Below are 11092 nucleotides of genomic sequence, written 5' to 3'. Positions count from 1 at the left end.
GGGGAGCCGTAGCTCCGGGCTTTCGGGGTAGCTGAGGCGAGAATTACTTGGACAACTCGGCAGAGATCCAGGCTTGCTGGCAGAAGTATAAGGAAACGGGGGATCCAGCCCTGCGCGACAAGCTGATCCTTCACTACGCGCCACTGGTCAAGTACGTGGCAGGAAGGGTTTCGGTGGGCCTTCCCAACAACATTGAACAAGCCGATCTCGTCTCTTATGGAATCTTCGGGCTGATCGATGCTATCGAGAAGTTCGATCCGGCACGCGGAAACAAGTTCGAGACCTATGCTATTTCGAGGATAAAGGGTGCGATCATCGACGAGCTCCGGGCAATCGACTGGGTTCCCCGGTCGGTAAGGCAAAAAGCCCGGAATGTAGAGAAGGCCATCTCCGAACTGGAGCAGGTCCTAAAGCGTCCACCGACTGACGAAGAGATCGCCAAGCACATGGGCATCGAGCTCAAAGATCTCGAGGACATCTACAGCCAGATCAGTTTCGTGGGTGTTGTGGCGCTAGACGAATTGATCCACATGACTTCCGAGCGTGGTGAAAGCCCAACAGTCGGCGACACTCTGCCTGATCAGAAGATAAAGGAGCCCGGTGCCGCTTACGAGATCGAAGAGGTCAAGACGGTACTGGCCGAGGCAATCAACAAGCTGTCCGAAAGAGAGAAGATCGTGGTTACCCTCTACTACTTCGAGGGCCTGACGCTCGCCGAGATAGGTCAGGTTCTCGGCGTTACCGAGTCGAGGGTTTGCCAGATACATACAAAGGCCATACTTCAGCTCAGAGCCAAACTTATGGATCAGCCCGGTGACCGTCCTGATCGGATCCCAGTGCGGCGCAGGGCTATGGCTCGCTAAGTCACCTTAGTCTTTCTTATTCGTAAGAACTAGCTCCTGCGGCCGTCTGCCGCTACTGGCAATCCTCAAAGACGTAGACTCTTTCATTCGATCCCATCCATGAGTGGAAAATCTCACGGAGGTAGAGTGATTTCTTTCCTGTCGGACAAGCGCTTGTTGGTTGTATCGTCCGAGTTGACCTGGGAGTTGCCTTAGAAGCCGTCTCGTTTTCTCCAAGAAAGGATTTCTTGATCGGTTATGAGTCAAGCCGGTGCGAGAGCATCGGCAAACGAGGGGGGTTGCAGTGCGGGGTGCTCTACGTCCGCTGCTTTTCGGAATCGTTCTGGGAATCTTCGGACTTGGCCGGTTTGGCATTGCTCCACTAGCCCACGCTGCTATCGACACTCCGGCAAGTATGGTTTCCGACCGAAATTCTGCTGTGCCGCAGACAGCCTCGTCGGTCTCGGCGCCCGAACCTCCCCCACTACTAAGGTGGCCGCTTCAAGGCGAAATCGTAGCGTATTTCAGCGCCGAACATCCCTATGGGCCGGGGCACCGCGGGATAGACATCACGTCAGCTCCAGGCGCGATTGTAAAATCCGCCCATCAAGGCACCGTAACGTTTGCTGGCGAAGTCGCTGGGGTTAGATCGATTACTGTGAGAGACCCTAGTGGATGGGCGACGTCTTACTCTTACGTGGGTGCGATCTGGGTTGAGCAAGGCGTCGAGGTAAGACGAGGTGCTCCGCTCGCAACCCCAGGGAACCTTCATGGAAAAGGCACCTGGGGAATCCATTTCTCGCTGAGGATCGAGCAGCGCTACGTAGACCCTCTTCCTTATACAATCGGATTTTCACCGGTCCTTCTTCCCCCTCCTTCTGACTCATCGCCACCGAAGAAATCAGTCGCAGAACCTTCGCACACTCCTGGGGCTTCTCCGTTGTTTGGGGTCTCCCCGAGTGCGGACGACTATAAAGCCTCCTCTAGACGCGGAGACGGAATGCGCATCGCAAGAGGATGTAGTGTCTTGCTCGTGGATTGTGGGGGCAGTGTCGGATCGGCTCTCCAGCGGGGCTCTTCTTTGATAGCCGAGGTGCTCGAGCGATCCAAACGGCTGGGAGATAGGCTTTTGGGTCAAGCAGCGGTGGTCGCCGACTTTGCCACAAGAGCTGATCACGCCATGGCGAGCGCGATCCGGTTGGCTATTAGAGATGCTTCTGAGACGCTTGCGGTGTGGCTTGCGAGTTTGGCAAGCATTCCGATTTCGACAGCGACTCAAGCTGCCCTCGTCTTTGATCCGCTCAATCCGCAGATAGCAGAAAAAATTCGCAGGAGAGGCCAGGATCGTTCGGCTGAACTCCAATCCAAAATTAGGACGCGCTTGAACAACCTTTTCGACGAATCCCTCAAGCCCGCTGCTTTAGCAGTAGCTCTCGAAGAACAGGCCGCGGCTCTCGCTAGATACGGCGCAGAAAGAGCCAAGCGAGGCAGCGAGTGCGTTCCGCTGGCGACGAGCCAAGAGACCTTCCAGGAACCAAGGCGGAGAACAGCGGTGACGCCACCCAAGAGAAACATGCCGTCTCGGGACGACTACGAAGATCCAAATGACTTTGTGTACGTAGCTATCTCGGGCCTCGGATCAAGTTCTTCAGGGTCCGGGGTACCTGTGGATCTTGCAGAAGCGCTGCGAGCGAAAGGTCACAAGGTGATCCACTTTTCCTACGCAGGTTTCGATGTGTCGGCAGATGGAACGGTCGTTCCGAGGCCGTATGGACCTTCGGACACCTACCAAGACATCAGAGTTTCGGCTGAAATCCTCGCATCTCAAATCGAGGCCGTCAAGAAGGCCAATCCGAACAGAAAAATAATCGTGGTGGGGCATTCCCAAGGGGGGATAGTGGCCCGCGCAGCTCTAAGGGAGTTGGAAGCCAGAGAGTGGAAAGGCGAGGCTGCGACCCGGGTCGATGCTCTGGTTACGATAGCCACGCCCAACCGGGGCTCGGGTGGGGCTGCCGATTTTCTGCGCGCTTTCTCGAGCGAGAAGGGTAGATACGTGCTCGCATCGGCTTCGGGCTGGGGACTTCCGCCCCTCGACTCAAAGTCGCTCAGCCAGTTAGCGTGGGGATCCCAGTTCATGAGGGAGCTGGGCTCGCGGGCCCCTGACAACGTACCGACGACTTCGATTTCGGCCTCCACCGACATCGTCGTCCCCGCCTACGAGACACTAGTAGATGGGGGCAACAACGTGATCTTTCACACCGGCGCGAATGGAGTCGACGCACACAGCGAAATTGCTACAGATCCAAGAACGATAGCTGCTATCGAGGCAGCGGCATCGAACCGTACGGTGTGCCAGTCACCCGAAGAGATAGCCCAGGCTACATCGGAGTCGGCACTCACGACTGTCGGGCTCGAGCGCACCAGAGACATTCTCGTTGACTCCCTGCTAGCGTTGGGCTGAACATGGGCATAGTAGCGCCCTGGCATAGCGGACCCTTTTCATAGCGATGGGGATCCCAAACAAACAAATGCTAGACTTGGCGGCCGGCAGCACGATTAGAGCTGCCTTATTTCGCATGCTTCCGCTGTCGCGGTGACCGACGCGGCTAACTTCCGAACGCTGAACGGTTAGAAGCGGAAGCAGAGGACAACCGTGACAACAGGAGGATCAGCTGTGGAGCGCAAGTCGGCTCTAGTAACGGCTCGCCAGCTTCTGGAGGCTGGCGTTCACTTTGGCCATCAAACCCACCGTTGGAACCCGAAGATGCGCCCATACATCTACGGGCGCCGTGATGGCCTTTACATCATAGATCTGGAAAAGACGATAGAGGGATTGGAGAAGGCCTACGCGTTCTTAGAGGATCTGACTTCACGGGGCGGAATAGTTCTAATGGTGGGTACCAAGCCCCAAGCCAGAGACGTCATTGCCGAGGAAGCCGAGCGACTTGGTATGCCATATGTCAACCACCGCTGGCTAGGTGGGCTCCTCACCAACTTCGAGACCATTAGGCGGCGAATCTACTACTTGCGCGAGTTGGAGTCAATGGAGGCCACCGGTGAGCTTCAGAGCCTTCCGAAAAAGGATGTAATGAGGTTACAAAGGGAGCGGGAGAAGCTAGCTCGGAACCTCGGAGGCATTAGGGATCTGAACCGGCTTCCCGACGCTCTGTATGTAATAGACATCAACCGGGAGTGCATAGCTGTTACAGAGGCCCGTCGCTTGAGTATTCCAATCGTTGCGATCGTTGACACCAACTGCGATCCTGACCTCGTTGACTATGTCATTCCCGCTAACGACGATGCGATTCGCTCAGACTCTCTCATCACGAGGATCCTGGCAGATGCTATCGAAAAGGGAAAGACCCAATTCGAGAAGAGCAAGGCTTTTGCCGGACTTGCCCCCTCTTCCCGAGAGACTGGTTCTATCGGTACACCTCCTAGCGAGGAGATGAACCGAGAGGAAGGAGACTTAGAGCACGAGGATAGGACGGGACAATGACCACTGATATAAACGCGGTGAAGCAGCTCCGCGAAGAGACCGGTGCTGGAATGATGGACTGCAAGAAGGCTTTAGAGGATGCGAGAGGCGACCTAGAGCAGGCTCGAAAAATCTTGAGAGAGAAGGGTCTGGCCGGTGCCCAAAAGCGAATGGGACGAGTGGCCAGAGAGGGCGTAATTGGTTCCTACCTTCACAAACAGTTCGGGCGAGACGTCGTTGGTGTACTCGTAGAACTGAATTGCGAGACCGATTTCGTAGCCAAGAGCGAGGAGTTCATAAAGCTGTCGAAAGAGATCGCCATGCACGTCGCCGCTGCGAAACCTCGCTGGCTCGATCGATCGGAAGTGCCCCCAGATGTGATTCGCCAAGAGAGAGAGCTTGCCGAGAAAAGTGCAAGGGACCAGGGCAAGCCAGATCATGTCATAGACAAGATCGTAGACGGAAAGCTAAATGCTTTCTATAAAGAGTTCTGCTTAGTAGACCAGCCCTATGTAAGAGACGACTCACGCACGGTGGGCGAGCTAATCGCCGAGCTGGGTGCCAAAGTTGGCGAGAACGTGCGGGTCTCCAGATTCGTGAGGTTTGCCGTAGGAGAAGAGGTCTGACGCTTCGACTATCGAGCAGTCCAGGCAGCGCGCGAGGCACCGGCCTCGAACTGGTACCGCATGTAGTTACCTTCACTCAGTCTTGCGTGAGAAACTTGAAGCGAAGCTCTTCAAGGCGCAAGGCATAGGACAAGAAGTGAGCGATTCGTCACATAAAGAACAGTCAGAGCCGGGGATGGCTTTCGTCAAGCCCGCAAGAGTCGTCGACGACGTTTCCCGAGTGAGAATTCCTCCCGTGGAGGAGGATGGCGCGGAGGGTCAGGTTGGATTGAAGTATCGCCGGGTTGTCTTGAAGCTTTCCGGAGAGGCATTCGCGGGGCGTGAGTCTGGAATGACGATCGATCCTGGTCGAGTCCGGACAATCGCTGAGGAGGTGGCGGAGGTAAAGCGGCTCGGAGTACAACTGGGAATAGTTGTGGGCGGTGGAAACATATTCCGTGGCGGAGCTGGCCACCAGCACGGAATTGATAGAACGGTCGGCGATTACATGGGAATGTTGGCCACCGTAATTAACGCTCTAGCTCTGCAGGACGGATTGGAGCGCTACGGTGTTCCAACAAGGCTGCAGACTGCAATCACGATGCAACAGATTGCCGAGCCGTACATCTGGCGCCGTGCATTACGGCATCTTGAACGAGGCCGAGTTGTCATATTTGCCGCAGGCACTGGCGATCCGTACTTTACGACCGACACCACCGCAGCCCTAAGAGCTGCCGAGATAGGAGCCGAGGCATTGCTCAAGGCTACCTCTGTCGATGGCGTTTACACAGACGATCCTCGCTCCAATCCTTCCGCAACCAAGATCGACTCGCTTTCCTATATTGACGTCCTCAACATGGGTCTCAAGGTCATGGATTCGACGGCTATTTCGCTGTGCATGGACAACAAGCTACCCATCGTGGTTTTCGACTTGTGGACTTCTGGAAACATCAAGCGAGTGGTGTTGGGTGAGCCGATCGGCACGGTTGTAGCGTAGATCCTTGGGAGGTCAAAGTGGTTGACGAAGAGCTCAACGATGCAGAGGCCAAGATGAAAAAGGCCATCCTGGCCACCCAGGAGGAGTTCGCTGGCATCCGTTCTGGCCGAGCAAACCCTGCTCTTTTGGAAAAGCTTAAGGTCGAGTACTACGGTACCGAGATGACTCTAGTCCAGCTCGCGCAGATATCTGCGCCAGAACCTAGACTTTTAGTGATCACCCCCTTCGACAAGGGCTCGATTCCAGCAATCGAGAAGGCAATTATTACCTCTGACTTGGGTCTGACACCCTCTAACGACGGCTCGGTGATTCGGGTTTCAATTCCTCCCCTTACGGAAGAGCGTCGAAAGGAGCTTGTGAAGTTGGTACATGCAAGGGCTGAAGAGGGTCGAGTGGCTATTCGAAACATACGCCGCCATACCAGGGAGACGTTGGAGAAAGCCAAGAAGAGTGGCGATCTTCCTGAGGACGAGTTCAAGCGAGCGGAGAGAAAGTTACAGGAGCTCACGGACAATTACATTGGAGAAATAGATGGGATGTTGGCCCGAAAAGAGGCCGAACTACTAGAGGTATAGATGCCAAAGGGAAAGTCCTCTTTTTGGAAAAAAAGGCGCAGAGAGGCCAAAGAAGGAGAAGCAGCTGCCGAGGTGTCGGAAGCCTTCGAGACCCAAGAGGAGGACTTTTCGGTACGGGCTTCCGCATCGGCAGACCTACCAGATGTCCCGGCTTTCGCCCCTCTCAAGGAAGCTGCAAGATCGACCGGCGCCGAGCCAGGGCCTTCAGAGACGCAGCCCATAGCGAATGGGAACGAATCTACTTCACGAGAAAGCCGGGCGTTTTCAGCCGAAGAGACAACTACTTCCAGTAGCGAGCCATTAGAGCTGTCAGAGGCCCTTGCGGAGCTTGAAGGGGATGATGACGAAATCGCACCTGTCGTCTTTGGGATCCTTCCTCCAGAGAGGAATCCCGAGAGGGGCGGTCGGGACCATTTGCAAGCGGTACCCAGCGACGGTTCCCATTCCACAGTTGGGGCTAAGAGTCCTATTGACGAAGCGACTGTTCTCACTCCGCCCCCTGACTCAGAGGTGTCTTCTTACTTTCAGGAGTCTCTCGGAAGCCTAGAGGCCGAGCCAGTTACGGACCCTTCCAGGCCAGAGGCGGGTGTGACTCCTGTGGGTTGGCGGGACGATCCCGAGCATTGGGAATCCGAAGAGGAGACGTGGAAAGAGATCACCGCTGAATGGGCTAGAGAGGACTCCTCCGATACTGACAATTCTGCGGCCATAGATGAGCCAGATCTTCACGCAGAGCCAGATCCTCTAGTCGATGAACCCTTTTCCGGCGAGGCAGTCACGGGTTCCGAAGATATCGAATTTCCGCCCGATCATTTTGACGAGACCCCACTGTCCGAAGGCGATGTCGAAGGGACAGAGAATGGTTTGGCAGACCAACTTAGCGAAGGCAATGACTCATCCGGCTCTGTTTCCTCGCAAGAGCATGTCCCCGAAACCGAGGAAAAATTGGAAGTGCCAGACGGGCCTCTGGAGGCACCGCAGGCTGAGGCTGTCAAATCCAGAAATCTTCCAGTCGCAGTTATAACGGGCATAGTCTTTGGGGCAATAGCACTTGGATTGCTTCTCGCAGGGCCGGGATACTTCGCCTTCTTAGCGTTCGCCGTAATCATCGTTGCCGAGATCGAGTTTGTGAATGCAGTGAGAAAGTCGGGTTTTCAGCCGGCAGCCATAGTCATGCTTTTGGGTACGCTTTTGACCTTTGTGGCCACTGCAAAACAAGGGCGGATAGGAGCAGCCTTTGGACTGGTAGCTGTTTTGCTAAGTTCCACTCTCTGGTACACGACGGGTGTCATCAAGACTTCTCCAATTGCTAACTTGGCTTCGACCATCTTTGGATTCGTCTATCTCGGCGTCGCAGGTGCTATAGCTCTTGTTGTGATGGGATTTCCAGATCCTCCTACGAACTGGCGGGTGGTTGTCACTTTCCCTCTTGCGATAGCGATTGGATCGGACGTGGCCGGTTATCTAGGAGGAAAGCGTTTTGGGAAACACTTTGTCGCACGGACGATAAGCCCGCACAAGTCGCTAGAAGGCTATGTTTTCGGTCTGGGAGTAGCTCTTTTGGTTGCTACGACATTTGGGGCTGTCGGGCGCATAGCCGGTGGTTCATTCGCATACTGGACCTTTCCCAAAGCTCTAGTTGCCTCTTTAGTGGTGTATACAGCGTCGGCTTTGGGGGACCTTAGCGAGTCGCTCCTAAAGCGCAGTTTGGGGCTGAAAGACATGTCATCGATTCTTCCAGGGCACGGGGGAATGCTCGACCGGATCGACTCGCTATTAGCTGCGGTGCCGGCCTTTGCGGTGTTTCTTTACTTTGCTGGGGTGTGAGAGGCCTGAGCTATGCAGGTAGTAGCCCCGGCTAGGACCAGTTGTCGTACCGTCAACCAGGCTATCGTATGTTTTTGTGGCGCAATTGGCTCGCTCACCCACCGGAAGGGCGTGCGCAGTGATTAATCCAGAGACTTCTTCTGTTGGACGTACGCCACTAGTAGACATCGCCAAGCCGAAATCTAGCGCCTCGGGAGAGCACCCTCAGGGCGTGGCCATTTTGGGCGTGACCGGATCCATAGGCCAGCAAGCTGTGCGAGTTATTCAGCGGCACACGAATGCGTTTCGCGCCGTGATGGTGGCAGCTCGCTCTAACGTCGACGGCCTGATTAGAGCTGCATCGCTGCTCAAACCCGATGTCGTCGTCCTCACCCGCGACGATCTTGAGCCGGATCGATGTCGCGAAATCGAATCGAGGCTGCGTGCAGCTGGTTTCTTAGGACATTTTCGAACCGGAGAAAAAGCTTTGCTAGAGGAGATCGGGCGCCCAGAGATCGATGTCGTGATCAACGGGATCGTGGGTTTTTCCGGTATTCGCACTACACTCGCAGCTCTTCAAGGTGGCAAGCGCCTCGCTCTTGCCAACAAGGAGAGCCTGGTAGCTGGAGGACCCTTAGTAGAAGCAGCTATAAGGGAGGGAGGCGGAGAGATAGTTCCAGTCGACTCCGAGCACGCGGCACTGCTTCAGTGTCTTAGGGGTTGGGAATTTTCCGAGGTTGCAGCGGTGTGCCTCACCTGCTCCGGTGGTCCATTCAGGGGGAGGAGTCTTGCCGAGCTAGTCGCTGTGACTCCCGAAGAGGCTTTGGCTCATCCGACTTGGAAGATGGGGCCCAAAATCACGATCGATTCAGCAACTCTGATGAACAAGGGGTTGGAGGTAATCGAGGCTCACTGGCTGTTCGGGTTGGACTACTCATCGATAAGAGTTGTTGTCCATCCACAGAGCATTGTCCATGCGATAGCCGAATTTACGGACGGGTCCTGCCTTGCCCATCTAGCTGAGCCAGACATGGAGAACCCGATTCTCTTTGCGCTCGGTTATCCGGTGCGTTACCAGGACAAGGCCGGAGCAATGTCATGGGGAGGCGCGCTGGACCTTCATTTCGAGCCTCCGGATACACAAACTTTTCGGTGCTTGAGCCTAGCGTACGAAGCAGGGCGCCTCGGAGGGGGGGCACCGTGTGTGCTAAATGCCGCTAACGAAGTGGCCGTAGCTGCCTTCTTGGAGAAGAAGTTGAGTTTCGTTGAGATTCCCGCCGTGATAGAGGCGGCGCTGGAGAGAGCACCTCTTGAGGCTCCAGGAGATCTCGATGGGTTGATAGCTTTGGACCGCCGGGCTAGAGGCATAGCAGCAGAGGTAGTGGCTGATCGCACATCGGTGCGCGTCGAGTAAGGATCGTTATGCGTTTTGAGACCACCCGGCTCAACGGGGAGTCGTACTCAACGGGAGTGTCACGACAGTGACGACGAGGGCATCCGCAATTTTCCTGGCGCTGGCGCCAGCTGGCGTCGTTGGGGTTGGCACCTTCCTTGTGGCGCTCTTTGTAGCAGTGATGTTCCACGAGTTCGGACACTACTACGCTGCTAGGCGCTCGGGCATGAAGGTGACCGAGTTTTTCTTCGGTTTTGGGCCCCGCCTTTGGTCAAAAAAGCGCAGATCTTTGGTGCGGGGCGGTAGTCCCGAAGACACTCGTGAGGTCGAGACGGAGTTCGGAATCAAAGCTCTCCCCTTTGGTGGTTACGTCAAGATCACCGGAATGAGCGCTTACGAGGACATCGAGGAGTCCGACAGAGAGTTCACTTATGCCGGTAAGCCTTTCGGCCAGAGGGCAATGGTTGTAGCAGCGGGTCCGATGGCGAACGCGTTGCTAGCCTTCGTTTTGCTTGTGATTTTGGCCATGTCGGGTGCGTTGCCTGATCAGGAGAGACCGATCCCTAAGATCGCTGGATTGGTGCCGCCTCCGGGGTGCGAACGACACCGGGAGGTAAATGGATCGCCGGCGGATCTGACCGAGCCCCCAGAGTGTTCGAAGCCGACCCCGGCCGAACTAGCTGGCCTTAGGCCCGGTGACGAGTTCGTGGCAGCTGATGGATTAGCCATCACTTCTTGGAACGATGTACGGGAGGTCCTCTCCTCTCGAATCGGAGACACGGTCGTCTTCACTGTCGTACGAGATGGATCCCTCGTGGATATACCGGTCACGGTGGCGCAACGGCCTCCTTTCGACGGAGAGGAGGGTCCCCGCCCCTTTATTGGAATAGTTGTAGGGACGGAGCGCGTAGCCGACAATCCCGCTGGTGCTGTTCTGCGGGCTGGGAAGTACATGGCGTGGATGAGTGCCGGGGGAATCAGCGCAATCAAGAACTTCTTCACTCCGTCGTATCTGAAGAGATATTTGGGACTTCTTGCGGGAAGATCCGACGAGGAAGCCAACCAGAGCAGGTTCGTTTCGGTAGTCGGTCTGGGACAAATAAGCGCCCAAGCTGCGGAAGCTGGGTGGGAACACTTGCTGTTCGTGATAGTGATTTTCAACGTGTTCTTGGGAATCTTCAATATCTTACCACTGTACCCCTTGGACGGCGGGCACCTCGCAGTAGCTGTCTATGAAAAGATCGCCGGTGCCATAAAGGGGAAAGAGGTCCGAGTGGACATCCGTAAGCTCGCTCCAATTGCTGCTGGTGTGATAGCACTTTTTTTGTTCCTCGCTGTCACGTCAATTTATCTGGACATTACGAACCCGATATCCAATCCTTTCCGGTAGTGGTAA

The 11092-nt window shown here is 55.6% G+C and carries 9 protein-coding genes; all 9 read left to right on the top strand.

Annotated features, from left to right (window positions below; all coding sequences use genetic code 11):
* Nucleotides 1-47: 47 nt before the first annotated feature.
* The 9 genes from C4318_08390 (at nt 48) to C4318_08350 (ending at nt 11086) form a co-directional block, all read left to right on the top strand.
* Nucleotides 48-863, top strand: coding sequence for an RNA polymerase sigma factor WhiG (locus C4318_08390; GenBank protein ID MER3455154.1), 816 nt, complete (start codon nt 48-50; stop codon nt 861-863).
* Between the two features lie 283 nt (nt 864-1146).
* A complete protein-coding gene (locus C4318_08385) occupies nt 1147-3303 on the top strand; it encodes a hypothetical protein (GenBank protein ID MER3455153.1) in 2157 nt (718 codons plus the stop codon).
* Nucleotides 3304-3516: 213 nt separating this feature from the next.
* A complete protein-coding gene (rpsB, locus tag C4318_08380; GenBank protein MER3455152.1) occupies nt 3517-4341 on the top strand; it encodes a 30S ribosomal protein S2 in 825 nt (274 codons plus the stop codon).
* Nucleotides 4338-4946 (top strand): elongation factor Ts, encoded by a 609-nt coding sequence (tsf, locus tag C4318_08375; GenBank protein MER3455151.1) that lies wholly within the window; start codon nt 4338-4340, stop codon nt 4944-4946. The genes rpsB and tsf overlap by 4 nt, the downstream gene beginning before the upstream one ends.
* 175 nt (nt 4947-5121) lie before the next feature.
* Nucleotides 5122-5922: a UMP kinase gene (locus C4318_08370; protein ID MER3455150.1), complete on the top strand. Its 801-nt coding sequence runs from the start codon at nt 5122-5124 to the stop codon at nt 5920-5922.
* Nucleotides 5923-5939: 17 nt separating this feature from the next.
* Nucleotides 5940-6497 (top strand): ribosome recycling factor, encoded by a 558-nt coding sequence (locus C4318_08365; protein MER3455149.1) that lies wholly within the window; start codon nt 5940-5942, stop codon nt 6495-6497.
* Complete coding sequence (locus tag C4318_08360) at nt 6498-8324, top strand: hypothetical protein (protein MER3455148.1); 1827 nt, start codon at nt 6498-6500, stop codon at nt 8322-8324. It begins immediately after the preceding gene.
* 211 nt (nt 8325-8535) lie between these two features.
* Nucleotides 8536-9717: a 1-deoxy-D-xylulose-5-phosphate reductoisomerase gene (locus C4318_08355; GenBank protein MER3455147.1), complete on the top strand. Its 1182-nt coding sequence runs from the start codon at nt 8536-8538 to the stop codon at nt 9715-9717.
* Nucleotides 9718-9784: 67 nt separating this feature from the next.
* Nucleotides 9785-11086, top strand: a complete 1302-nt coding sequence (locus C4318_08350) for a hypothetical protein (protein MER3455146.1) — start codon at nt 9785-9787, stop codon at nt 11084-11086.
* The last annotated feature ends 6 nt before the right edge of the window (nt 11087-11092 follow it).

Source organism: Acidimicrobiia bacterium (assembly GCA_040289475.1).
GTDB lineage: Bacteria > Actinomycetota > Acidimicrobiia > ATN3 > PSLF01 > PSLF01.
The sequence above is the reverse complement of the archived record's forward strand: the minus strand, read 5'-3'. Positions and strand labels throughout refer to the sequence as shown.